Origin of the sequence: Vreelandella lionensis, assembly GCF_044543515.1 — a bacterium.
Lineage (GTDB): Bacteria > Pseudomonadota > Gammaproteobacteria > Pseudomonadales > Halomonadaceae > Vreelandella > Vreelandella lionensis.
Window position 1 is genome coordinate 1 of sequence record NZ_JBITWC010000017.1, and the last position, 24,764, is coordinate 24,764.

A 24,764-nucleotide genomic window follows, 5' to 3' on the forward strand; every position below is an offset into this window, starting at 1 on the left:
AGAAGGTGATTTGATCCATGGCAGCACTGAATCCTATGCAGTTGACGATAGCCGTATTATCGCTGATAGCAGTGACTTTTTCAGAGCTTCCCTAGATGAAATACAAGTTTGCATGATGGATTTGTTCCAAGAGGAAAGTGCTGCGACTTTGAACCGAGAATCATTGAGGTTTATGGAAAGCTTCCTTGGTGACATACCAGATTTAATACTTGAACAAAGAAGAATTGAAGACGAACGTGAAAAAAATGCTCATGATTTAGATCGAATGGAAATAAGAAATAAAAAATATGAAAGTGAGATAGAGAACTTAGAGCCAAGTGACACCCTTGCAAGAATTAATAAAGCTTTTAAGGGAATTGAGATTCTTGGGCAGATTGTGCGCAATCGATCTGCGTCACTTCCTAAAGGAATGCTTGTTGATTTAGTTAAAGAGGGGTTTGATACTGGATTAAGGTTTTTGTCTTATTTTTTAAGTATTTCTGATGCTTCAAAAGGTGAAGTCATAAAGATTATCGAGCATGTTTTGCAAGAAAATCCAAGAGTAAGTGATAAGGACTTAGAAAAAGAAGCCAAACATACCTATATGCTACTAACCTATGGAGTTATTTTTGGTGTTTTGAGGAAAATATCAAGTTCAATGGGAGGTGTGGAGGTAGAAGAAGTGTGTAGAATTGTTGAGGAGGAAAGCGGCACGCCAGCTGTTAAACTCATAAATCAATCGATTCATTTGCATTTTCATAAAAGATTGGATTTCAAGCGAATAACAGAGCTTCAAAAAGAATTTCGTTCTAATCCAACATGTAAGAGAATATTAAGAGAGAATGTGATACAACATACTTATATGTTTCCGGTAGAGTATAAAGATAAGCAAAAAATTGCTCAATCTTTAAATGTTAGTATGCAAAGTCAGCGACGAATTGAGAGCGCTAAGGGTGGGAAAATACTTAGTAAAAAGTAATCATTGCTATAATGAGAAATGAACACTATGACGAATATTTCGTAAAGCGTTTCCATTAAAAGTTGATAACCCCTCTTAGCGAAAAACCAACACTATTAGAACCAATAGTGTTGGTTTTAATTAACTCCCGACCCCACTAACCCTCATCACTTCCCTAACCACCGCCTCATTCAACACCCCGCGTTTGGCTTCCACCACCGTGAGCCATTCGCGGGCGCGGGTGATGCCGGTGTATACCAGCTCGCGGGTCAGAATGGGGTTTAGGGTGGGCGTTAGCAGTAGGGCGGTGTGCAAAAACTCGGAGCCTTGGGATTTGTGAACCGTCATCGCAAACACGGTTTCTACCGCGTGCAGGCGGGAAGGCAGCACCCAGCGGATGGGCTTGTCGGGGTCGCTAGTGGGGAAGGCGACTCTTAATAACTTCTGCTGCGGATTGCGCGGGTCGGGCACGGCCAGGGTGATGCCGATATCGCCGTTCATTAGTTTCAGGCCGTAGTCGTTTTGAGTAACCAGCACGGGGCGGCCTTCGTACCAGCCTTTCTCTAGCGTGTAGTCACTGCCGAACAGCAACTTTTCGCTACGCAGCGTGCTGGCGATGCGCTGGTTTAACCCTTCTACCCCCCAGGGGCCTTTGCGCAGCGCGCACAGCAGTTGGAAGTGGCTGTAGGCGCTGAGCACCTCGCTGGCCCAGGCGTCAAAAGCGGTTTGGTTCTTCTCGAACGACTCCCCCCGTGGGCGTTTTGTGTGCAGCACGTTTAGGTAGTGGCGGTAGCCGGTGGACGGGGCGATGGGCTGGCCTTTGCGGTCGGTGCGGCCTTCGCCGTTGCCTGCAAATCCGTTAGGGCTGCCGTGAATCACCAGCTTATCCAGCGCGGCGTCGTCACTCATCACCAAATGGTGCACATCCGGGTAGCCGTGGCGCAGCACGGCGCTTACCGCCTGCTGTTTTTCCCGTTCGCTTTGCGCATGGCCCGGCTGGTTAATGGCTTTTGCCAACTGGCCGATGCCGCTGTGTTCATTGAAGCGGTGGCTAACCCGCAGCATGGTAATGGCTTGGTCGAGCGGTTGGCCTGCGGGGTCGATGAACTCGGCTGGCAGCGGTTGGCCGGTGGCTTGGGCCAGCCAGTCGGCGGTGGCTGGGGTGTAGTGGGCGGCGTCGGCGCGGCGGCACAGGTCGCCGAGTACCGAGCCTGCCTCTACCGAGGCGAGCTGGTCTTTATCCCCCAGCAGTATGCACTGGGCGTGGGCGGGCAGGGCGCTGAGGGTCGCGGCCATCATTTCGATATCCACCATCGAGGCTTCGTCGATCACCAGCACATCTAGCGCCAGCGGGTTGGCAGCGCTGTGGCGGAAGTGGCGGGTGTCGGGGCGTGCGCCGAGCAGGCGGTGGAGAGTGGTGACTTCCGTGGGAATCGCGATCTCGCTGGCTGCCGCCGCAGGTGAGTGTTCACTGAGTAGCGTTGCCAACTCAGCGAGCGGTAACGCATTCACCTGCCCCGCAATAGATTCGTTCAAGCGGGCGGCGGCTTTGCCGGTGGGGGCGGCTAGGCGGATGCGCAGCGGCTGGCTGGGCTGCTGGGCCAGTTGCAGGGTTTGCAGCAGGGCGAGCAGGCGCACCACGGTGGTGGTTTTGCCGGTTCCGGGGCCGCCGGTAATGATGCCGAAGCGGCTGCGGGCAGCCAGGGCGCAGGCGGTTTTTTGCCAGTCTAGGCCGTTGCTTTGTTTGAACAGGATGTTCAGGGCTTGGGGGAGTAACCCAGGATGACTGGCGTCACCCGTCGCCCAATGAATTAGCCTCCCACTTTGGCCTTCTGTGCCTGTGCTTTCTGAGCCTGTGCCGATGGCTTCCAGGCGGGCGGCGATGTGTTGGTGCAGGCTTTGTTCATACTGCCAGTAGCGGCGCAGGTAGAGCCGGGTGCTGGGGGTGCCGCTGGCTGAGTGAGTGGTCACTACAACCAGCGGTGTGTTGCCGGGGCCTTCGCTGGTGAGCAGCGGGTGGTGCAGGGCGGCTTGCCATTCGCTGAGCGTGAGCGTGGCCAGCACGTCGCTGGGCAGCGGCGGCGGGTCGGTTAGGTCGTCCCCTTCGGGCGGTAGCGAAAGGGCGAAATCCGGCGCGTTGAGCGTGGCGTTAATATCCAGGCATACGTGGCCGCGGCCTAGCTGGTGGCTGGCTAACGCCGCCGCCAGTAGCAGCATCGTGGGGGCGTTTGGGGCTTCACTGGCTAAAAAGCGTATCAGGGCGCGGTCTAAATCCCGCAACCAGCCTCGCGCTACCCAGCGTTCGCACAGGGCCAGCAGTTCCGGGGTACTACCGAGTGCCGGGTGGGCGCTGGCGGCTTCGCCGAACATATCGAAGGTGTGGGTGTCGTGCTGGCGGCTCATGCCGTGGTCTCCTGCTGGGTGGCGTGTGGCTCGCCTGCAAACAGGCTATCCAGGGCTTCGATGAGTTCAACCGGGGCGGGTTCGCCCACCACGCCGCGCCCAGGGCTGCGGCTGCCGCGTAGAAATACCGTCATCGAACCGCCCAAATGCTGGTGCGGGTCGTAATCCGGCAGGCGCGCTTTTAAAAGCCGGTGCATGGCGAGTAAGTAGAGCGCGGCCTGCAGGTCGTAGCGTTTGGCCAGCAGCGCGTGGCGCAGGGCTTCGGGTTCGTAGGCGCTGTCGTTGGGGCCTAGGTAGTTCGATTTCCAGTCCAGCACGTAAAAGCGCCCCTGGTGCTCGAAGGCCAAGTCAATGAAACCTTTCAGCATGCCGTGCAGGGTGTCGGCATCCAGCGCGGGGCGCTCTACCCCTGGCAGTAAGTGCTTGCTTACCAGCGCATCGATGGCTTGGGTGTTCACCCGCTTGGCTGCAAACCAGAACTCTAGCTCTACCTGATAGCTTTCTAACTCATTCAGCGCCACGCTTTGCGGGGTGGGCGCGGCCAGCGGTAGCGGCGTGGTGAGCAGGGCGCTTAGCCAGCCCGCCAGCGGTTCTTGCCATGCCTGCCAGCCGCGTAGCTGCACTCGCCGCCACAGCATATCGTTGAGGGCGTCCATATCGTTGGCGGCGGTATTAAAGCCTTGCTTGCCCGCCCACTCCAGCAGCCCGTGCAGAAAGGTGCCGGGGCCAGGGCCACGGGGGAATTTGTGCAGGTGATATGCTTCCGGTTGAGATAGATCCCGAGGTTCATCCAGCACTTCGAAGGCGGTGGCTTCCTGGGCGGTGGTGGGTTCCAGCGGTGGCAGCACCGGAGCGGTGAGCGTGCCGGAAAGCCGTAGCGCGGAGTAGCTGGCAATCCACCAGTGCTCTTTGGCGGGACGCGTGGGCGTGCGGGCGTGGCCCAGCGCACTGCTTTGCTCCACTTGGGCCACGCGCTCTGCGGTGGGCGCGGGTGGTTGGTGAATCTGTATCTCGCTGCCTTCCACCAGCTCACCAAGCGCGTTATTGAGCGCCTCCGGTGAAAGGGCATTGCCGCCTTTTAGCAGGTAGCCCAGCGCGCTGTTCTCCAGGCCTTTCAGCGGGGCCAGCCCCAGCCAGGTGGCGTGGCGGGCGCGGGTAAGCGCCACGTAGAGTTTGCGCAGATCCTCCCCCAGCCGTTCGCGGTCGGCGGTGGCGAGTATCGCGTCATCCGCTTCTAGGCTGAGCTGTAGATTGCCCTCGCCGTCGTGCCAGCGCAGCGGTACGTCCTCGGCTTTGACCGGGCGGTGGTTGGCGATGAAGGGCAGGAATACCAGCGGGTACTCCAGCCCTTTGGATTTGTGGATGGTGACCACCTTGACCAAATCTGCGTCGCTCTCCAGGCGCAGTTTGTGGCTGTCGCCGTGGCTTTCCGGGTCGGCAATGGCGTCAAACAGAAAGCGAATCAGCGCGTGCTCGCCGTCCAGTTCGGCGCTGGCCTGCTGCAGCAGCTCTCCCAGGTGCAGCAGGTCGGTGAGCAAGCGCTCACCCTCTTCAAACTCCGCTAGCAGGCGGGCGGGAATATCAAAATCCACCATCATGCGGCGCACCAGCGGCAGCACACCCTGGCGCTGCCACAGGCGGTGGTAGTGGCTGAACTGCTCTACCCGCTCTTCCCAGGCCAGCTCGTTTTGCTGCAGGTGGTCCAGCTCCGCTAAGCTTAGCCCCAGCACCGGCGTGGCCAGCGCGGCGCGCAGGTGCGCTTCGGCCTGGCGGGAGCTAGCCAGCGGCTCGGCGCAGGCGCGCAGCCAGCGCTCTACCTGGGCGGCCATGGGCGAGCTAAACACCTTATCGTGATCAGAAAGATACACGCTCTTTACCCCACGGCTGGCCAGCGCTTGGCGAATGGCGCGGGCTTCCTGCAGGCCGTTCACTAGTACTGCCATATCCGAGGGCTTTAGCGGGGTGAGCGCGTCGTCGGTTTGAAAGCCGCTCTCGCCTTTCTGCCCTGCGTTGAGCAGTTCCGCCATGAACGAAGCGCAGCGTTCGGCCATCTCGGTTTGGTAGGCGGTTTTGGAGAGCGGCTCGTCGGCTTCCAGCGGCCAGAGCGTCATAGCGGGCAGCGGTTGGCCCTGGTGAATGAGCTGTTCGCTTCGGCCCTTGGCGTCTACCGGCAGAAACGGCAGCGGGTTGTCGCCGCCTTCTTCGCGGAACAGAAACGCCCCGGCCGGGTGCTCATCGGCGTAGCGGAAGCAGTGGTTCACTGCCTCTACCATGGCGCGGCTGGAGCGGTAGTTGGTGCCCAGCGTCACGTGGCGGCCTGCGGTGTCTTCGCGGGCTTTTAAGTAGGTGAAGATATCCGCGCCGCGAAAGGCGTAAATGGCCTGTTTGGGGTCACCGATCAGCAGCATGGCGGCGTCTCGGCGGGGTTTAGCGACCTCATACACCGCGTTGAAAATGCGGTACTGGATGGGGTCGGTGTCCTGGAACTCGTCGATCAGCGCCACGGGGAACTGGCGCAGTATCTGCGCGGCCAGGGCCTCTTTATTGGGGCCTTGCAGGGCGCTGTCCAAGTGGGTGAGCAGGTCGTTGGGGCCCATTTCGGCGCGGCGCTCTTGCTCCCGCTCCAGGCGCACTTTGCACCACTGCACGGCGTGAATCAGCAGGTCGTTGCGCGGCTCGGGCAGGGCGTTTAGCGCGGCGGGCAGCTCGGCCAGCGCTTCCCAGGCGGCGGGGCAAGGTGGCGCGCCCTCTTTCCATATCTCGGCCATGCCGTCTGGGGTCAGGCGTTTCCAGGCGGCGTCGGTGAGTGCGGGGCGGGTGGCGTCGCTGTCGCACCACTCCCGCAGCGCGCCTAGCCAGTTGGCGCGGCTTTTGGCGTTGAAGCTTTGGCCTTTGAAGGCTTTGCGTTTGGCGGCGTCTTCTAGTGCGGGCACTAGGTCATCCAGCCAGGCAGGCCAGGGGGCTTTTAGCTCGGCTAGGCGTGCGCTGCGCTCGGCTTGGGCGGCGCTTAGGGTTTGCTCTGGCGCGGGGCGGGGGCTGCCTAGGGCTTCGCTTTCGGCCAGCAGTTTGCGCACCTGCCCGTGGAGCTGGTCCGGCGATTTCCAGTAGCCGGTAATGCTGCCCAGCGCTTCGGCGTCCAGCGGGTAGTAGAAGGTGCGCCAGTAGTCGCGCACTACCTCCTGCTCCAACTCTTGCTGGTCGTTTTCCAAATTGAGCGAGAATAGGCTGCCGCTATCGAAGGCGTGCTCGCGCAACATGCGGTAGCACCAGCTATGAATAGTGGAAACGGCGGCTTCGTCCATCCACTCGGCGGCCAGCTCTAAGCGGCGGGCGCAGGCGGGCCACGTGGCCTCGGGGTATTGGCTGCGCAGCGCGAGCAGAAGTGAGTCTTCACCCTGATGCCGAAACACCGCCGCCGCTTCCACCAGCCGATGGCGGATACGTTCGCGCAACTCTTGCGTGGCGGCGTTGGTGAACGTGACCACCAGAATTTCCGGCGGGGTGAGCGGGCGTACGAAGGCGGTGTCGTCTTCACTGTGCTGCCCGCCCAGCACCAAGCGCACATACAGCAGCGCAATGGTGAAGGTTTTCCCCGTGCCCGCGCTGGCTTCAATCAAACGGCTGCCGTGAAGCGGTAGCGTCAGCGGGTTCAGCGGGGCGGGCTGGCTCATTCTCATTCTCCGAACATCACGGCAGGCGGAAAGCAAAGCGCCTTTGGCGGGTAGCCAAAGGCACCGGCACTATATCGCGTTGCCAAGAGCTGGGCAAAAGAGCAAAGCAGCGTTAGAGGTTGGTTTGAAAGACGGTATCGAATTCGTTGTAAACAGGTAGACACGCTCGGCTTCCATGGCCGTAAGCCACAGTAAACAGGGGTTAGGCTGTGAGGTATCGTCGCCAACTGGTAATCTAGCGGGCTAGCCGCTCTTGGCGATCTGTTGATGCTGGTGAAGGGATCTCATGCTGACCTCGCTTCTGGATAACGATTTTTACAAGATCACGATGCAGAATGCCGTGATTAAACGCTTCCCCTATGCCCATGCCCGCTACGCGTTTATCAATCGCGGCGAGCATGCGTTTCCTGAGGGCTTTGGTGAGGCGCTGCGTGGTGAAGTGGATCGCATGGCGACGCTGCGCTTGTCGGATGAAGAGAAGCGCTACCTGCAAACCACCTGCCCTTATCTAGACCCCACCTATCTCGATTTTCTGGCGGGCTTTCGTTACGACCCCAGCGAAGTGACGATCGAGCAGCAGGGCAGCGAGCTCTCGGTGGTGATGGAAGGCCCCTGGTACCGCACCATCTTGTGGGAAGTGCCGCTGATGGCGCTGATCAGCGAGCTTTGGTACCAACTGCGCGGCGTGAGCGTGTCGGAAGATGACGAAGCGCTCATCGAGCAGCGCACGCGGGAGAAGATCGAACTGTACCGCCAGCATGGGCTGAAGATTGCCGAGTTCGGCACCCGTCGGCGTTTCTCGTTTGCGGTGCACGACCGGGTCGTCAAAGCGCTGCGCCACTACGGCGGCGAGGCGTTTAGCGGCACCAGCAACGTGCTGCTGGCCATGCGCCACGGGGTGAAGCCCATCGGCACCCACGCCCACGAGTGGTTCATGTTCCACGGCGCTCGCTTTGGTTTCAAAATGGCCAACAGTTTGGCGCTGGAGCACTGGGTGGATGTTTACCGGGGGGATTTGGGCATCGCGCTGACCGATACGTTTACCACCCGCGCCTTTTTCGAGAGCTTCGATAAGAAGTTCGCCAAGCTGTTCGATGGCGTGCGGCACGATAGCGGCGACCCGATTGAATTTGCCGATGCCACCATTGCCCACTACCAGCGCCTGGGCATTAACCCGCTGAGCAAAACCATCATCTTCTCCGATGCCCTCACCCCTGAAAAAGTGGAGCGCATCCGCGCCTTCTGCCAGGGGCGGATTGGCATGGCCTTTGGCATTGGCACCAACTTCACCAACGATATTGGCGTGGCACCCATGAACATGGTGATCAAAATGGTCGAGGCTCGCCCCGAAGGGCAGGGCTGGCTGCCAGTGGTAAAGCTGTCCGATGTGCCCACTAAGAACACCGGCGACCCGGAGATGATTGCGTTGGCGAAGCGCATTTTATCGCTGGGTGGAAAGGAGGATGAAAGCCCGCTGATCTGACTCTGCCCGAATCAGCCGCATGCTAAACTGCTTTTCATATCGCTGTTTTTTGTTCTGGAGGCCGCCGTGCAGGATGCCCATCGCCGTAAGCTACCCATCGGGATTCAGACGTTCTCGGATATCCGTGAGGGCGACTATTACTACGTCGATAAAACCCCGCATATCGAGCGCTTGGTTAACCAGAACAAATACTACTTTCTCTCGCGGCCGCGCCGCTTTGGTAAAAGCCTGTTGCTGGATACGCTGCGCTGCTTGTTCGAGGGCCGCCAGGCACTGTTTGAAGGGCTCCATATTCACGATAAGTGGGACTGGCAACAGCGTTACCCGGTCATTCGTATCAGCTTTGCCGATGGCGTCATGCAGAGCCGTGAAGAGCTCGATGAGCGTATTCGTGATCAGCTTCGGGTCCAGCGCGAGCGGCTGGGCATTACCCAACACCACAAGACGGATATTCCCGGCGAATTTTCTACCCTGATTCGCAGCGCCCACCAGCAATATGGTCAGCGGGTGGTGGTGCTGATCGATGAATACGACAAGCCGATTCTGGATAACATTCTGGAACCTGAGCGTGCTCGGGAGGTGCGCGAAGGGCTGAAAAACCTCTACAGCGTGCTGAAAGACGCCGATCCTCATTTGCACTTCGTGCTGCTCACCGGGGTTTCCAAGTTCAGTAAGGTGAGCTTGTTTTCGGGGTTGAACAATCTGCGCGATATTACCCTGTCTCCCGACTATACGACCATTTGTGGCTACACCGATGAGAACATCGATACGGTGTTCGCGCCAGAGCTACCCGGCCTGGATCGTGAGGAGATTCGCCAGTGGTATAACGGCTACCGCTGGGGTGGCCGTGAGGTAGAGTCCGTCTATAACCCCTTCGATGTGCTGCTGCTGTTCCAGGAGCAAGAGTTTGGCCCTTACTGGTTTGAGTCTGCCACGCCGACGTTTCTGGTTGATATTCTCAAACAGCGGGGGGTATTTACGCCTTCGTTAGATCACTGGGAAACCGAGTATGAACTGCTCAGCCAGTTCGATGTGGATCAGATCAGTACCGAAGGTCTGCTGTTTCAAACCGGCTACCTGACCATCCAGCAGGTAGAGGAGCCGCTGCTGGGATACCGCCAGTACACGCTGGGCTTTCCTAACCGTGAAGTCGAAACCAGTCTCAACCACGCCTTGTTGCCATCGCTGGGGGTCGAAAATGCCCCGCGTGAACGCAGAACACTGTTTCGCCATTTAAGTCAGCATGATCTTGTCGGGCTAGAAGCGCACCTAAAGGCGCTTTATGCCGGACTCCCTCACGACTGGTATCGCAACAACCCGATTGCTCGCTACGAAGGCCATTACGCCAGCGTGTTCTACAGCCACTTTGCGGCCCTGGGCCTGGATGTGACGGTGGAAGATGCCAGCCACCACGGCAAGGTGGATATGAGCGTGGATTTTGGTGGGCATATCTACCTGTTCGAGTTCAAAGTGGTGGAGCAACTGCCGGAAGGTCAGGCGCTGGCGCAAATCAAACACAAAGGGTATGCGGACAAGTACCGCGCCTCTGGCAAGCCCATACACCTGATCGGCGTCGAGTTCTCCAGTGCCAAACGCCAGATTGTGGCGTTCGATGTGGAAACGCTCGACGCTATGTAACACCCACGCTGGTTTACCCTTTGACCGCCTGGTGAAGCGGCGCGTAGAGCGCTTCTGTGAGCGTGGCAAAGGTGTGCCCGTTGGCTTGCTCGAAGAACAACCGCTCGAAGCGGGGCCACTGGTGGCTTAAATACGCGCTTTGGGCTACTTGACCGGTTTGGTAGCGGCCGCCTTCATAGGCGCTTTCGGCGGCGGCGTAGGCGTCGCTTTCTCGGCCTTTTTCTTGCGCCATATCCGGCGTGCCTTGCTTACTTAGCCAAGCAAACGCGGCTTGCGGTGCGAGCGGTAGCGGGGTTTCTAGGCCCGCTTGCCACGCGGCTAGCTGGGTTTCCAAGTGCTGGCGGGCGGTCTCGGCATCCACCGGCGCTAACGTGACATGACCCGCTTTGGAGAGTAGTTGCGTCGTCATCGGGCCATCCAGGTTGCCCGCTAGGTGCGCGACCCAGGGGCGCAGCAGGTGGCTCCAGCGGTACTGGCCGCGCCCGCTGCCTTGGCTAATCAGGCTGCTACTGAGTAGCAGCAGGCGGCAGCGGTGGCCTGCTTCATCCTGACGCAGTTCGCCCAGGGGCTCTTCCAATGTGAGGCCGTGGGCTTCGAAGTGAATCATGGTGTCGGGCAGGGTATGCGGCCACGCGTCTAGCGCTTCTTCGTAGGCGTTGAAAAGCGCCTCCATGGGTTCGGCGAGTGCCGCGCGCATGCGTTCGCCGAACGCGCCCATGGCCAGCACGCCTTGGCCTTGAAAGCGTTCCAACGCCTCGTGTAATGCTTGCATGCGCGGCTGGCCGTTATCCACCGCGTGGCGCTGGGCGGCAATTAGCTGGTCTTGAAGCTGCCAGTTTTGCAGGCCATCCAGGGCGAATGGCTCGGCGTCCAGCTCGGCGATGGCTTCCTGCTCGAAATAGACCCCCAAGCGAGCATTAAAGAAGCTGCGCACCGGCTCGCGCAGAAAGCTACCTAGCTGCCCAAGCGAGAGGCTGGTGGGGGCGTTTTCCGGCGCTGGCAGCGTGCAGCTAGCGGCGGGTGGCGTGCGTGGGGCGTGCACCTCGCGCCATTCGTGGGCGTAGGTGAACAGCCGGCTTGCTGGGCTGTTGAAGTAAGCGCGGCTGAAAGGCTGCAGCGGATGCTCGGTGGTGAGTGTTTCCAGCAGCGGCGCGCCGTTTTCCGTTTGCCAGCCGGCTTCCAAGTGGTCGCGCAGTTGGCCCACCAGCACCGAGGGTGGCAGCGGCGTATTGTCGATCTGGCTGCGGCCAACCCAGCTCACGTAGAGCTGGTCGCGGGCGGAGAGCAGCGCTTCCAGAAACAGGTAGCGGTCGTCTTCCCGGCGGGAGCGGTCGCCGGGGCGATAGTCGCTGCCCATCAGGTCGAAATCCAGCGGCGGCTGGGAGCGGGGGTACTCGCCGTCGTTCATGCCCAGCAGGCACACCCGCTTGAAGGGAATGGCGCGCATGGGCATCAGCGTGGCGAAGTTGACCGCTCCGGCCAAGAAGCGTTGGGAAAGGCTGTGCTCATCAATTTGCGCCAGCCAGTGCTCCCGCACCATGGAGAGCGGCAGCGGGTCGTTGAGTTCGGCTTCCCGGCTGCTTTCGAGCATCTGCTGCAAGCCGCTTTCTAGCTTGGTGAGCATGATGCTCTCTTGGGCATCGTCGGTAAGAAAGAAAGTTTCCAGCAGCTCCCGTAGCCGCGCAACCCAAGTAGCGGCATCGGTGGGTTGGCAGAAGCTCTCCCAGGTGGCTTCGAGCTTTTCCAGCAATGTCGCCAGCGGCCCAGCCAAGCCCGCCTCCAGCCCGCCGATATCATCAAACGGTTCGATGCCTTGCCACGCGTGGCCGTCGCCCACGGTGTAGCCCAACAGCAACCGGCGCAGGCCGAATGCCCAGGTGTTTTGGCTCAGCCCGCCGGGCAGTTCCAGCCTTTGGCGCTGCTTGGCGTTTAGCCCCCAGCGGATGCCCGCGCCTTCCATCCAGCGCTCCAGCACCGGCAGGTCGCGCTCTTCTAGGCCGAAGCGCTGGCGCAGGGCGGGCACATCCAGCAGGTCGAGTAAATCGCTCACCGACAGGCGCAGCTCCGGCAGCCGTAGCAGCTTTTCCAGCGCAATCATCAGCGGCAGGCGGTGACGGCTGGCCTGGTCGGAGAGCGTGTAGGGAATGTGCCTCGGGTCGTCGGTGGGCAGCTGGCCAAACACCGCTTCGATGTGCGGCGCGTAGCGGTCGATATCCGGCACCATGACGATGATATCTCGCGGGCGCAGGTGTGGGTCGGCGCTGAAGGCGGCCAGCAGCTGGTCGTGGAGAATCTCCACTTCCCGCTGGGGGCCGTGGCCGATATGAAACACGATGGAGTCATCGGAAGCGGGCAGGGCGGGCCAGTGGCCTTGCGTTTCCGCCACGGGGCGCAGCTCGCGAATATCGTCTTGCAACTGGCTGAGCAGGCAGTGGCGATCCTCGCCGCTGAACGGCTCGAACATATCGATGCGCAGTGCTTGCTGCTCGAATAGGGTTTGGTAGTTGCCTGCGTCGTCGTGCTCATCGAGCAGGCGCAGGTAGTCGCGGCCCTGCTTGCCCCAGGCGGCTAGCAGTGGCTGGGCGTGCAGGTGCAGGGCGTCATCGGCATCACCGGTGCCCAGTACATCCAGCGCTTCGGGCATGCCGGTTTTGCGCCGCTGGCGGTAGCGCTGGGCGCGTAGCAGGTCTTTGTGCTCGATGATATCCGCCCAGTAGAACTGGCAGGGGTTGTGAACACACAGCACGATTTGGCAGCAGCGGGAGAGCGCCGCCAGTGCTTCCAGGGTTTGCTGGGGCAGCGATGAAATGCCGAAGATAATCAGCCGACGAGGCAGCCCCGGCGGGCAGTCTTGGCCTTCCAGGTGCTCGGTGGCCTTCAAGAAGCGCTGGTGAACTTGAGCGCGGCTGCTGTTCAACCCGGCATCGCCTTGGGTGGCGGCCACATCGTCACGCAGGATGCGCCAGAGTGCGGGCTGCCATCGTTGGTGCTCTTCCAAAGGGCGGTGCTCGCCTCTGGCGGTAATTAGCACATCGTGGCCGTTAGCCCAGGCGTCCAGCCAGTCGGCGCGGTAGACCTGGTACTGGTCAAACAGATCCGCCAGCCGCTCGGCCAGTTGGTAGTGCTTGCGCTGGTCGCGGTCGATTTCTAGAAACTGCGCCAGCGGCTCAAACTCCGGCTGCCCGGCCAGGGTAGGCAGCAGGCGCAGCAGCCGCCATACCAAGCGCGACTTATCGAACGGCGAGGTTTCCGGCACGGCATCGGCATTTTGCGAAACGTGAGTGAGCACCGTGCGGTAGGCTTGCCATAGAAACCGCGCGGGCAGCATCACCTCTAGCGCCGCAGCAATGCCCGCGCCGCCATTCTTAGGGTCTTCCGCCAACGCCAGTTTTAGCCACTGCCCAATACCGTTGCTCTGCACCAGAATGGTTTCGTTCTCCAACGGCCCCAACGGCTGGCGGCGCATCCACTCCACCGCCAAACCGCGTAAATCTTCCAAGCGGTTAGCATGTACCACCATAAAACCGGGGGGGAGCGAAGTGGGGGAGAACAAGGCATTGGCAGGCATACGGCGGCGTTCCTTCACGGCAATCAGCGTCACGGGTAGCGGTGACGCTATGGTGCCATAAGTTGGGGGTACTCGCGTGTATCTGGAGTAGGAACTTTTATGTACGTTGGGTTATCATAAAAGATAACTTGAGCGGGGTTATGCTATGGAGTGGCAGGTTGAGTTTTATCCAGGTGTTGAGCAAGAAATTTTAAGTATGCCGCCCAAAATACAGGCCAGAATGCTCCGGTTACTGGAGATGGTAGAGACTCATGGCGCTAACCTTGGGCCACCACACACGGAATCGATGGGCGACGGTTTGTTTGAAATTAGGGCAAAGGCAAAAGAGGGAATTGGCCGTTCTCTGTTTTGTTATGTGCATGGGAAACATATTGTCGTTCTTCATGCGTTCGTCAAAAAAAGCCAAAAAACGCCGCGTCAGGCGTTAACGTTAGCGCGGACAAGACAGCGCGAGGTGCAGTCATGATGAACTTAAAAGCACTAAAAGAGCAGGCGCTTCAAAACCCTGAAGTAGAGGCTGAGTATGAGCGTTTGGCACCGGAGTTTGCGTTGGCTTCCACACTGATTTCTATGCGCCAGCGTGCCGGGTTGACCCAAGAAGAGCTTGCCAAACGCTTGGATACACAAAAAAGTAACATTAGCCGCTTGGAGCGGGGAAGCAGTAACCCCGGCTGGAAAACATTACAGCGCTATGCACACGCCTGTGGTTTTGAGCTGACGGTACATGTTGAACAACAAAAACAGCCAGCCCACTAAGCAGTCAGAGCACTGCAATATTGGAACTCTTCTTGCGTCATCGGCTTACCGCCGCCAAGCTGTGGCCTTTGCCATGCAATTGAGAGGAGTCCGTGATGACCGAGCCGACCAACCATAATACCCGCCGCCACTCTGCCCCGGTGGTGGATGGCCCCGGTAAAGCGGCTAGCCGCGCCATGCTGCGCGCCGTGGGCTTCAACGATGACGATTTTCAAAAGCCTCAGGTGGGTATCGCGTCCACCTGGAGCATGGTGACGCCGTGTAATAGCCATATTGGTGAGCTGGCGGAGCTTGCTCGGGATGGGGCCGATGCCGCCGGTGGCAAAGGCGTGGTGTTCAATACCATCACCATTTCTGATGGCATTGCCAACGGCACCGAAGGCATGAAGTACTCGCTGGTCTCGCGGGAAGTGATTGCCGACTCCATCGAAACCGTGGCGGGCTGCGAAGGCTTTGATGGCTTGGTGGCGATTGGCGGCTGCGATAAGAACATGCCGGGCTGCGTGATGGGGCTGGCACGGCTCGATCGCCCCAGCGTGTTCGTTTACGGCGGCACCATCATGCCCGGCAAGGGCCACACCGATATTGTCTCGGTGTTCGAGGCGATGGGCGCCCACTCCCGTGGCGACATCGACCTGATCGAGCTTAAAAACATCGAAGAGACCGCGATTCCTGGCCCTGGCTCCTGCGGGGGCATGTACACCGCCAACACCATGGCTTCGGCCATTGAAGCACTGGGTATGAGCCTGCCGGGAAGCTCGGCGCAGAATGCCATCTCCCAAGAGAAGCGCGATGACTGCAAAGCCGCTGGCGAAGCCGTGCTGGCGCTGCTGGCGCAAGACATCAAGCCCTCCGATATCATGACCCGCGAGGCGTTCGAGAACGCCGTGACCGTGGTGATTGCCCTGGGTGGCTCCACCAATGCGGTGCTGCACCTGATTGGCATGGCGCGCACTATCGGTGTCGAGCTGACCCTGGCAGACTTCACCGAGATCGGTAAGCGCGTGCCGGTGCTAGCCGATCTGCGCCCCAGTGGCCACTACATGATGAGCGAGTTGGTGGCGATTGGCGGTATCCAGCCGCTGATGAGAATCCTGCTGGATGCTGGGCTGCTTAACGGCAACTGCTTAACCGTGACCGGTAAAACGCTGGCGGAGAACCTCGCTAACGTCGAGCCGTACCCGATGGATCAGCAAATCATCGCCCCGCTGGGTAACCCGATTAAAGCCGAAAGCCACCTGCGTATTCTGTTTGGCAACTTAGCGCCGGAAGGGGCGGTGGCGAAAATTACTGGTAAAGAGGGCACGCGCTTTAGCGGCTCGGCACGGGTGTTTGGCTCGGAAGAGGAAGCCCAGGCACGCATCAACGATGGCACCGTAGTGGCGGGCGATGTGGTGGTGATTCGCTACGAAGGCCCGAAAGGCGGCCCCGGCATGCGCGAAATGCTCACGCCTACCTCAGCCATTATGGGCCGTGGCTTGGGCAACGATGTGGCGCTGATTACCGATGGCCGCTTCTCCGGCGGCAGCCACGGGTTCGTGGTGGGGCATGTGTCGCCGGAAGCCTTCGACGGCGGCCCGCTGGCGCTGGTTGAAGATGGCGACCCCATCACCATTGATGCCGAAGCCGATACTATTGATGTGCATATCAGCGATGAAGAGATGATGCGCCGCCGTGCGGCCTGGCAACAGCCTGAGCCGCGCTATCGTAAAGGCGTGTTGGCGAAGTATGCCAAATTGGTCAGCTCGGCCAGTACCGGTGCGGTGACCGACCAAGAATAACCTGTGAAGAGTCACCGGCACGGTTAGGCTGTCACTAAGTCGTCAAGCGCAAGGCGTACCCTTAACGCCTTGCGCTTTTTAATGAGTAAACGGTGGGCACGATGGCGGTAGAGAATAAGATACGAGGACGAGCCAGCGAGGTTTTTTGGGCATTTTTAGCGCTGGGGCTGACCTCCTTTGGCGGGCCGGTGGCGCACCTGGGCTACTTTCGTACGGCGTTTGTGGAACGCCGCCAGTGGCTCAGCGAGCAGGCCTACGCGGATTTGGTCGCGCTGTGTCAGTTCTTGCCGGGGCCAGCCAGTAGCCAGGTAGGCTTTGCCTTAGGGTTGATGCGCGCTGGCCCCTGGGGGCGGCGATGGCGTGGCTGGCGTTTACGCTGCCCTCTGCCATCGTGCTGGTGCTGTTTGCATTGGGCGCGGCAGTGCTGGATGGCCCGGTGGCCAGCGGCATCATTCACGGCTTAAAAGTGGTCGCGGTGGCTATTGTGGCCCACGCGGTGTGGGGCATGGCGCGCAACCTCTGCCCGGACAAAACCCGCACGGGCATTGCCCTGGCAGCGGTGTTCGCGGTGGTGCTGGTCAGCGGGCCGTTGGGGCAGGTGGCGGCGATTGTGCTGGGCGGCGTGGCGGGGCTGCTGCTTTGTCGCCAAAGCGCTGCAGCATCATCTAGCGAATCGCTGCACTTCCCGGTGACACGCCGAGCGGGCACGCTAGCATTAGGTTTATTCGCCGCTTTGTTGGTGCTCTTACCGCTGTTAGCGGCGAGTGCCGGTTGGTTGAACGTGGTCGATGCGTTCTACCGTTCAGGCGCGCTGGTGTTTGGCGGTGGCCATGTGGTGCTGCCGCTGCTGGAAGCGGAAGTAGTGCAATCGGGTTGGATCACGGCAGATGAATTCTTAGCGGGTTACGGCGCGGCACAAGCGGTGCCGGGGCCGCTGTTTACGTTTGCTGCATATTTAGGGGCGCTGCTGCCAGGGATACCCAGCGTGATTGGCGCGCTTTTGGCGCTGCTGGCGATTTTTGTGCCGGGGTTTTTGCTGCTGGTTGGCGTGCTGCCGTTTTGGAATCAGTTCCGCCAGTGGAGCAGTGCTCAAGCGCTGATGCGCGGTGCCAATGCGGCGGTGGTGGGGATTCTAGGCGCGGCGCTTTATCAACCGGTGTGGACCAGTGCCATTCTTGGGCCTTACGAGTTTGTGCTGGCGTTGACAGGCTTTTTGCTGCTCACCGTGTGGAAACTGCCTGCTTGGCTGGTGGTCATTGTGGTGGCGTTAGGCGGCGTAATGATTCCGCCCCAGTAACCGGGGCGGGAAAATACTCAAGTGGTGATAGTTAGCGGGGAGGTGGCGTGGCTGCTATGGCGCCTCCAGCTCTAACGTGCGACGCAGGACATTAAGCTCGTTGATGTCCAGATGCTCTAGCCTTCCGGCGAGCAGGTCGCTGATCTTTTGAACGGGCAAGCCAGCCTGGCGGGCTATTTCGCGGCTTCCCAGATCTGATACGGCGATCAGGCGGGTGATAATACGCATGAGGCGCGTACGTTTTTCTAGTTCCCTGACATCGAGGTCAGGGCTGCTTCGCGGAGGATCTAACGATTCTGCGTGAGCAGTTGAGTATGCCGTACTCATGTGACTCCATCAGTCGGAAATGACAAACACACAATGCCGCCAACTCACGCGGTTTTCAATGCCTAATTTGATGAAAATTTCACGCAGCGAGTAACACCCGCAAATGCCCGTGGCTCTGGTAAACTATGCGCCTTCCTATTTCTGAGTGAGCTGCGCACTGTGCGCGGCTTATGGACTGCTTTCTAGCTTAAATAGGCCGTTGGCCGAGGAGTTTTGCATGTCGAACAGCGCACCCAAGGTGGGCGTGATCATGGGGTCGAAATCTGATTGGCCGGTCATGGAGCACGCGGTGGCGATGTTAGAGCGGTTGGGCGTTGCCTATGAAACCCGTGTGGTATCGGCGCATCGCACACCTGACCTGCTGTTCGAATATGCGAAAAGTGCCGCTGAGCGTGGCCTGCAGGTGATTGTGGCAGGCGCCGGTGGCGCGGCCCACCTACCCGGCATGGTGGCTTCACAAACGGCGCTGCCGGTGCTGGGTGTGCCGGTGGAGTCTAAAGCGCTAAAGGGCTTGGATTCGCTGCTCTCCATTGCCCAAATGCCGGGCGGTATTGCGGTAGGCACGCTGGCCATCGGCAAAGCCGGTGCCACCAACGCAGGCCTGCTGGCCGCACAAATTGTGGGCCTTCAGGACAGCGCCGTGCGCGAAGCTGTTGAGGCGTTCCGCGCCGAGCAGACCCAGTTGGTGTTGGATAACCCCGACCCGCGCCCTGACGTAGACTCCTCGGCCCAATAGGTAGCCATCATGAGCGCACAGAGTGCAAAACATATGATTGCAAAAAACATTGGCGTCCTCGGCGCAGGCCAACTCGGCCGTATGCTGGCGCTGGCAGGTTATCCGCTGGGCAACACGTTTACGTTTTTAGACACCACCGGTAACCCCAGCGCGGGTATCGGCGAGGTGATTGTCGACCCGGATAACCAGCATCTGGCGGCGTTTCTCGATAAGGTCGATGTAGTGACCTACGAATTCGAGCACCTCCCCGTTGAGCTGGTAAAGCAGATTGAGCAGCACAAGCCGGTTTATCCCGGCAGTCGCGCTATTGCGGTGTGCCAAAACCGTGTAGAAGAGAAAACGCTGTTTGATCGCTTGGGTATTCCCACACCGGCCTATCGCGTGGTGGAAAGCGCTGAGCAGCTCGCTGCCGCCGCCGCTGAGCTTGGTTGCCCGGTAGTGGCCAAATCGGTCACGGAAGGCTACGACGGCAAAGGGCAGGCGGTGCTGAAAGCACCGGAACAGGCTCAAGAGGCGTGGGAATCGATTGGCCATACGCAGCTGATCGTCGAGGCGTTCGTTGATTTTGTGCGCGAAGTCTCGATGATTGCGGTGCGCGGCCGCGATGGGGATGTGGTGTTCTACCCCATGGCGGAAAACCAGCACGTGGGAAGCATTCTGCGCTACTCCGTGGCGCCGCTACCGGATTTGGACGCCAGCGTTCAAGAAGCGGCCGATAACTACATTCGTGTGCTGCTGGATGAGCTAGATTACGTGGGCGTGCTGGCGCTGGAGCTGTTCCAAACCCGCGACGGCAGCCTGCTGGCCAACGAAATGGCCCCGCGAGTGCATAACTCCGGCCACTGGACGATGGATGGCGCGGTCACCAGCCAGTTTGAGAACCACCTGCGGGCTATTCAAGGCTTGCCGTTAGGCGCAACGAATGCCGTTGCACCCACTTGCATGGTGAATGTGATTGGCCTGGAAGGCGATAACGCCGCGCTGCTAGCCATTGCCGACACCCACTTGCATCGCTACGACAAAGCAGAGCGCCCAGGGCGCAAGCTGGCTCACGTTAACGTCGTGGCGTCGAGTCACGCCGAGCTGCTTGAAAAAGTGCGCACTTGTCAGGCGTTGATACCCGATGCGCCCCCCGTTGAGTGGAGTTTTGAATCTACGTTATGAACAACGAAGCCGCCTGAAAAGGCGGCTTTTTAATTTCTGGTGGTCACTACTTTTGTGACTTAAACGTGCTAAAACAGATGTATTAAAAAAAGCCTAACCAATAAGATTGGCGTTAAGCCGACTGAAGAACAGGGAGTTTGTATGTCGCCCCCCACACCCCTCGCCGCCACGGCGACGGCCTCCGGGCTGCGCAGTGGTTATCAGCGTGACCATCACATCACCATGCAGCGTTTGCGCGGTGAAAAAGTGCGCCTGCTTTACGATAACCTGTGGCAGCCGGTGCTGAGCAGCGTGCTGGCGGGTGGGCTGCTGGTAGCGGCCATGTGGCCGGTGGTCGATGCCGCGCTACTGCTAGGGTGGTTTACGGTGCTGGCGGTTATTTCAGTGTTTAGATTGCTTCTAGCCCAGCGCTTTAAGCGCCTGCCCGCGCTACAGCAGCAGCGCCAGCGCTGGCTGCGTTGGTTTGCTGTGGGGGCGATTGCTTCTGGCTGCGTGTGGGGTGCCTCTGGCGTGCTGCTGTTTAGCCACAATCACCCCGCCCAAATTGCCGCGCTCTCGATTGTGCTGGCCGGGATTGCTGCGGGGGGCGTGACTACGCTCTCTTCCGTGTGGTGGATCGCCATTGGCTTTGTGCTTCCCATTTTGCTGCCGCTTAAGCTGCAGTTTCTGTTTCAGGGCTCGCCGCTTTCTATTTTAATCGGCCTGATGCTGGTGCTTTTTTTGGGTTTGATCATCGCCACTAGCCGCCGCTTTAGCCGTACTATTCACGACAATATTGCCCTGCGAGTGAACATGGCCGCCCGGGAGGCGCAACTGCGCGAAAGCGAAAACCGCTATCGCTCTATTTTTCAGCACTCGCCGTTAGGCGTGCTGCACTTCGATGAGCAGGGGCAGATTACCGATTGCAACAGCAAACTGCTGGATATCCTGAGCGTGGAGCGCTCAAAGTTACTCGGCTACCGCATGCTGGACCGCTCTGCCGACCGAAAGGTGGCTCAGGCGGTTAGGGATGCGCTGGAAAAAGGCACGGGCTATTACGAAGGCACTTACCAACTGCCCAACGCCAGTGTGGGCACGCCTTTGCGAGCGTTTTTCAACGGGGTACATAGCGCCAGCAACCAGATGGTGGGCGGTGTGGCGATTATTGAGGATTTCACCGAACGAAAGCGCAACGAGGCGATTATCTACCGCCAGGCTTACTACGATGCGCTAACTGACTTGCCCAACCGGCGGCTGTTTATCGAGCGTTTAGAGGCGCTATGTAATGGACAGGCCAGCGACCAGCGCGGTGGCTTGGTGATGTTTATGGATATGGACCGCTTCAAGCTGATTAACGACACGTTGGGTCACGCAGCAGGGGATGACCTGTTAGTGCAGGTAGCGCGCCGCTTGGAGTCGTGCCTGCAAAACGATGATATGGCTGCCCGCCTAAGCGGTGATGAATTCGTACTGTTAGCGCTCTTTGATGTGACTGAGAGTGAGGCGCTGAACGCTGCAGCGTCTCGCTACATGGACACCGTGCAGCAGGCGCTGGCGGGTGAATATCGGCTAGAGAGCCGTTGGGTCGAGGTCACGCCCAGTATGGGCTACACCTGTTTTGACGCAGCAGACTGCGACCATACGGATATATTAAAACAGGCGGATACCGCGATGTATCAAGCCAAAACTGAGGGTCGGGCGCGCTTACGCCGCTACCAGCCCTGGATGCGTGATGAGGTGAATAAGCGGTTGGCTGAACAAGCGCCTAACCTGCCAGTTGACCGCTAAGCAGTAACCATAGGGCAATCAACGCAAAGTGCCCAGGGTACCAGGCAAGCCACAGGCGGCGCGGCATCTCAAGCGCCACGGGAGGCACGCGCTGAGCGGCACCGGCGGCCAGCATTAGCACAATGACGCAAGTAGCGACGGTAAATGATTTAGCCATATCAGACGCGTTCATCTGCCCGGCAATCCACAGCACGGGAAACGCTGCCAGCCCAGCCCAGAGGCGTGATTTTAGCGCATTGCGGGTTTCGCTGAGTGCCTGCATGGCAAACATAAACAGCGGAATCAGCAACAGACCATTGTGACCATACTCCACCCAGAACCCGAGCAAATACCACGCGGTAACGCCCACCGCGGCTCCCAGCATCAGCCAGCCCAAACCTAAGGTTTGTTGCTGGTAGTGCTGCCAGCCCTGGCGCACCAAAGCACCCAGTGCCAAGCCACTGGCCAAGGTAAAGCAGACGTTTAAGATAAACGCATCAGAGGCGCGGGGCATCAGCATATAGGGCAGCTGTGCGACGAGTCCGATAATCAAAATCCGCCGCGAGTAGCGCAGCGGATTACGCGTATTAAACAAGCCGTGCCACGCCACCATGGCGGCAAACAGCGGAAACGCAATACGCCCAATCGAAGAGCCTGCCCAACCTAAATCCCAATCCCCCGGCAGCACGTAGCGGGTCAGGTGGTCCACGGTCATGGTAAACAGCGCTAGCCACTGCCCCCATGCGGTCCAGTGGGAAGAGGGGCGAAACACTTCTGCGGTGCTTGCCTGTGGCGTTGCGTGAGCCGCCGTCGATTCATCCATGCTACCTCCTTGTATGTGGTTCAGTGATAGTAAAGACCCGGTTTGGCTAAGCAAGTTCGCTGGGAGGATGGGGGATTAGCCTGCGCTGAAAATCGGTTTACCCAGCGCCCAGACATGGTCAATGGCCCAGCGTTCTTCGCTTAGCACGATAAAATCCGCATCCGAACCGGGCGCGAGGCGGCCTTTTTGTGGCAGCTTCAAGGCATTGGCGGCGGTGGTGGATGCACAGTGCAGCGCGTGCTCCATGCTGATCTGGTGGTCGTTGACGCACTCGCCCAGCACTGCGAACAGGCTGCTGAGTTTACCGGGTTTTAGGCCAATAAACCGACGTTGATCATCAAATTCCGGCAGCGAGGCGTTGGCATCGGAGGAGAGGCTGAGCTGGCTGGGCTCAATCCGCGCTTTCAGCGCCCGCGCCACTGCTTCAGAGGCGGGTACTTCGCCACCAGCCAGCAGCTCCGGCGTGGTGCTGGTGGTGAAGTCGATGCGCCCACCTTCACGGGCAAAGCGCAGGCCATCTTCAAATAGCGCGCCGGTGCGGTTGATATGAGTGGGGTAGAACTGGGCCAGCGGGATGGCGCTGTTCTTGGCGACCTGGCGCAGCGGCTCCAGGTGGGAGTCGGCGTCGCCGGTGTGAATGAAAACAATGCCCGATTTGCCTGCCAGTAGTCCAGCGGTGCGGGCGTCGGAGGCCAGCCGAGTTAGCTCTTGAGTAGTGGGCTGGGAGCCGCGATGGTCGCTAATTGCCACTTCGCCCACGCCGATGAATTCAGGAATGTAGAGAATGTCGCTGGCCACCGAGCCGGTCAGCGTCACCGGCGGCAACTGATAAGAGCCTGTGTAGGCATAGGTGCTTAGCCCGCCTGCGGCTAGCTCCCGCGCTTTGCCAATCAGGTTGGCGGGGGTGCGGGTGAGGGCATCAGTGCCCAGCGCGCCAATCAGCGTGGTCACACCCGAAGCGCAGGCGTCTTCCAGGCTGAGTTCGGCGGTGCGGTTGCCAAAGCCGCCTTCACCGCCGCCGCCAATGTAGTGCACCAACGGGTCGACCAGGCCGGGAATCACGCGTCGGCCTTCCAGGTCTACGGTGTGTTTGATAAGCGTACCCAATTGGTACGTCTCGCTGGCATCCAGCACCGCCGCCATGCGCTGGTCGGCAATCAGCAGGTGGCACAACCCGCGAGGTTCAGGGGCAAAGAGCTGGGCGTTTTTTACAAGTGTCAGCATGAGTTTCCCAGGAGAGTAATGGGCAAACGATAAGCGCCGACCTGGGGTCGGCGCTGGTGTTGGTATCGTTACGCTATTTAAACAGATCGCTTATAAGCGTACATCGTAGTTGAAGTAACGGTTCATGATTTCATCATAAGTGCCGTTCTCTTTGAGCGCACGCAGAGCCTCGTTAAAGCGCTCGGCGAGCGCTTCATCGCGGGGGCGAAATGCCATGCCCACGCCTTGACCAAAGATCTCTTCGGGCTGCTTGATGAAGTCGCTGATGCGTTGGAAATCGCTTTCCGGGGTGTCGATATCAATGGTGGCTTCGGCGATGGGGTAGTCCATGAAGGTGAGGTCCAGACGGCCTCCCATTAGGTCGGTGACCACATCGTCCGCGCCCGTGTAGCGACGGATCTCCAACACGTCGCCATAAAGCTGAGTGACGTAGTTGTCCTGCAACGTCGCCCGCTGCACGCCGACGGTCAAGCCTTCCAGGCTGGCACGGTCTTCGATATTGATCTCTTTATCGCGGGTGGTGATCCAGGCGCTGGGGGTGGTGTAGTAGGCCTCGGAGAACAGTACGCGCTGGGCGCGCTCGTCGGTGATCGCCATGGAAGACATGATGGCGTCGTAGTTGCGTGCCAATAGGCCTGGAATGATGCCGTCCCAGTCTTGCTCAACCCAGGTGCAGCTGACTTCTAAGTAGTCGCAGGCGGCGTTGCCTAGCTCGATTTCAAAACCGGTGAGCGTGCCGTCGGCCTCGCGGTACATAAACGGCTCGTAGGGAACATCGACCCCCAGACGGACCTCGTCGTAGTCCCGTGCCAGTGCGGCAGTGGATACCAATGAGAGTGAAACACCTGCCGCAAGAATAGCGGCCACGGACAGCGTTGCATAACGCATAGTCAGTCTCCTGAAGCGATTATTAGTAGGTATGTGGGTGTTGCGTAATGCCAAGCGCCTGAAAGGGCGGCTACAGCATGGGGTGCGCTAAGCGCAGGAGTGCCGTGCGACTTTCACGCATGGCAACGTTCACGCGCAGGGGCGTGAGTTGGCATGGGCATGCCAAAAGGAGGGTAGGGCTATTCGTCGAACCATTCGCTCAGATAGAAACGGGCAATAGTGCCTCGGGTACCTGGGCAGAGCGCATGAAGCGCGGGAGGTAAGATGCGGAGTGAGGGCATGATGGCGTCTCGCTTGCGTGCCTCCCCAGGTGGGGAGGCAC

16 protein-coding genes and 1 pseudogene are annotated in these 24,764 nt (G+C 59.4%); 10 read left to right on the plus strand and 7 right to left on the minus strand.

Annotation, left to right across the window (positions count from 1 at the left end; translation table 11 throughout):
- On the plus strand, nt 1–958 hold a 958-nt coding region (locus ACIGG6_RS11550; protein ID WP_399844564.1), incomplete at its 5' end, for a hypothetical protein.
- 120 nt (nt 959–1,078) lie between these two features.
- On the opposite strand, the gene recD is transcribed toward ACIGG6_RS11550, so the two are convergent.
- Entirely contained in the window at nt 1,079–3,340 is a 2,262-nt protein-coding gene (gene recD, locus ACIGG6_RS11555) for an exodeoxyribonuclease V subunit alpha (RefSeq protein ID WP_399844566.1), read from the minus strand.
- Nucleotides 3,337–7,011 carry an exodeoxyribonuclease V subunit beta gene (gene recB, locus ACIGG6_RS11560; RefSeq protein ID WP_399844568.1) on the minus strand — a complete coding sequence of 1,225 codons (3,675 nt, stop codon included), beginning with the start codon at nt 7,009–7,011 and terminating at the stop codon, nt 3,337–3,339. The genes recD and recB overlap by 4 nt, the downstream gene beginning before the upstream one ends.
- A 286-nt stretch (nt 7,012–7,297) precedes the next feature.
- Here recB and pncB point away from each other — a divergent pair, with 286 nt between their 5' ends.
- The gene (gene pncB, locus ACIGG6_RS11565; RefSeq protein ID WP_399844570.1) at nt 7,298–8,494 is read left to right on the plus strand and encodes a nicotinate phosphoribosyltransferase; all 1,197 of its coding nucleotides are present in this window, start codon (nt 7,298–7,300) and stop codon (nt 8,492–8,494) included.
- Nucleotides 8,495–8,560: 66 nt separating this feature from the next.
- Nucleotides 8,561–10,132, plus strand: a complete 1,572-nt coding sequence (locus ACIGG6_RS11570; protein WP_399844571.1) for an ATP-binding protein — start codon at nt 8,561–8,563, stop codon at nt 10,130–10,132.
- Nucleotides 10,133–10,145: 13 nt separating this feature from the next.
- Here the strand turns inward: ACIGG6_RS11570 and recC are convergent, their stop codons facing one another.
- Nucleotides 10,146–13,700 carry an exodeoxyribonuclease V subunit gamma gene (gene recC, locus ACIGG6_RS11575; RefSeq protein ID WP_399844573.1) on the minus strand — a complete coding sequence of 1,185 codons (3,555 nt, stop codon included), beginning with the start codon at nt 13,698–13,700 and terminating at the stop codon, nt 10,146–10,148.
- A 145-nt stretch (nt 13,701–13,845) separates the two neighbouring features.
- Here recC and ACIGG6_RS11580 point away from each other — a divergent pair, with 145 nt between their 5' ends.
- The 4 genes and pseudogenes from ACIGG6_RS11580 (at nt 13,846) to chrA (ending at nt 17,534) form a co-directional block, all read left to right on the plus strand.
- Nucleotides 13,846–14,166, plus strand: a complete 321-nt coding sequence (locus ACIGG6_RS11580) for a type II toxin-antitoxin system RelE/ParE family toxin (protein ID WP_159342797.1) — start codon at nt 13,846–13,848, stop codon at nt 14,164–14,166.
- The gene (locus tag ACIGG6_RS11585; RefSeq protein ID WP_062372690.1) at nt 14,163–14,456 is read left to right on the plus strand and encodes a helix-turn-helix domain-containing protein; all 294 of its coding nucleotides are present in this window, start codon (nt 14,163–14,165) and stop codon (nt 14,454–14,456) included. The genes ACIGG6_RS11580 and ACIGG6_RS11585 overlap by 4 nt, the downstream gene beginning before the upstream one ends.
- A gap of 95 nt (nt 14,457–14,551) precedes the next feature.
- Nucleotides 14,552–16,237: a dihydroxy-acid dehydratase gene (ilvD, locus tag ACIGG6_RS11590; RefSeq protein ID WP_062372694.1), complete on the plus strand. Its 1,686-nt coding sequence runs from the start codon at nt 14,552–14,554 to the stop codon at nt 16,235–16,237.
- A 101-nt stretch (nt 16,238–16,338) separates the two neighbouring features.
- Nucleotides 16,339–17,534 (plus strand): annotated as a pseudogene (chrA, locus tag ACIGG6_RS11595) (chromate efflux transporter).
- A 54-nt stretch (nt 17,535–17,588) separates the two neighbouring features.
- On the opposite strand, the gene ACIGG6_RS11600 reads toward chrA, so the two are convergent.
- Nucleotides 17,589–17,861 carry an XRE family transcriptional regulator gene (locus ACIGG6_RS11600; protein WP_062362957.1) on the minus strand — a complete coding sequence of 91 codons (273 nt, stop codon included), beginning with the start codon at nt 17,859–17,861 and terminating at the stop codon, nt 17,589–17,591.
- 217 nt (nt 17,862–18,078) lie between these two features.
- On the opposite strand from ACIGG6_RS11600, the gene purE reads away from it, so the two are divergent.
- The 3 genes from purE to ACIGG6_RS11615 all read left to right on the plus strand — a co-directional run bounded on the left by purE (nt 18,079) and on the right by ACIGG6_RS11615 (nt 21,528).
- Nucleotides 18,079–18,597, plus strand: a complete 519-nt coding sequence (gene purE / locus ACIGG6_RS11605; protein ID WP_399844575.1) for a 5-(carboxyamino)imidazole ribonucleotide mutase — start codon at nt 18,079–18,081, stop codon at nt 18,595–18,597.
- Between the two features lie 33 nt (nt 18,598–18,630).
- Entirely contained in the window at nt 18,631–19,761 is a 1,131-nt protein-coding gene (locus ACIGG6_RS11610; RefSeq protein WP_399844577.1) for a 5-(carboxyamino)imidazole ribonucleotide synthase, read from the plus strand.
- Nucleotides 19,762–19,902: 141 nt separating this feature from the next.
- Nucleotides 19,903–21,528 (plus strand): diguanylate cyclase domain-containing protein, encoded by a 1,626-nt coding sequence (locus ACIGG6_RS11615; RefSeq protein ID WP_399844578.1) that lies wholly within the window; start codon nt 19,903–19,905, stop codon nt 21,526–21,528.
- Here ACIGG6_RS11615 and ACIGG6_RS11620 read toward each other — a convergent pair.
- From ACIGG6_RS11620 to ACIGG6_RS11630, 3 genes are all read right to left on the minus strand, one after another.
- Nucleotides 21,506–22,330 carry a TraX family protein gene (locus ACIGG6_RS11620; protein WP_399844580.1) on the minus strand — a complete coding sequence of 275 codons (825 nt, stop codon included), beginning with the start codon at nt 22,328–22,330 and terminating at the stop codon, nt 21,506–21,508. The two genes, ACIGG6_RS11615 and ACIGG6_RS11620, sit on opposite strands and share 23 nt — an antisense overlap.
- Nucleotides 22,331–22,405: 75 nt before the next feature.
- Nucleotides 22,406–23,554, minus strand: a complete 1,149-nt coding sequence (gene iadA, locus ACIGG6_RS11625) for a beta-aspartyl-peptidase (RefSeq protein ID WP_399844582.1) — start codon at nt 23,552–23,554, stop codon at nt 22,406–22,408.
- Nucleotides 23,555–23,644: 90 nt separating this feature from the next.
- Nucleotides 23,645–24,442 (minus strand): transporter substrate-binding domain-containing protein, encoded by a 798-nt coding sequence (locus ACIGG6_RS11630; protein WP_399844584.1) that lies wholly within the window; start codon nt 24,440–24,442, stop codon nt 23,645–23,647.
- Between the last annotated feature and the right edge of the window lie 322 nt (nt 24,443–24,764).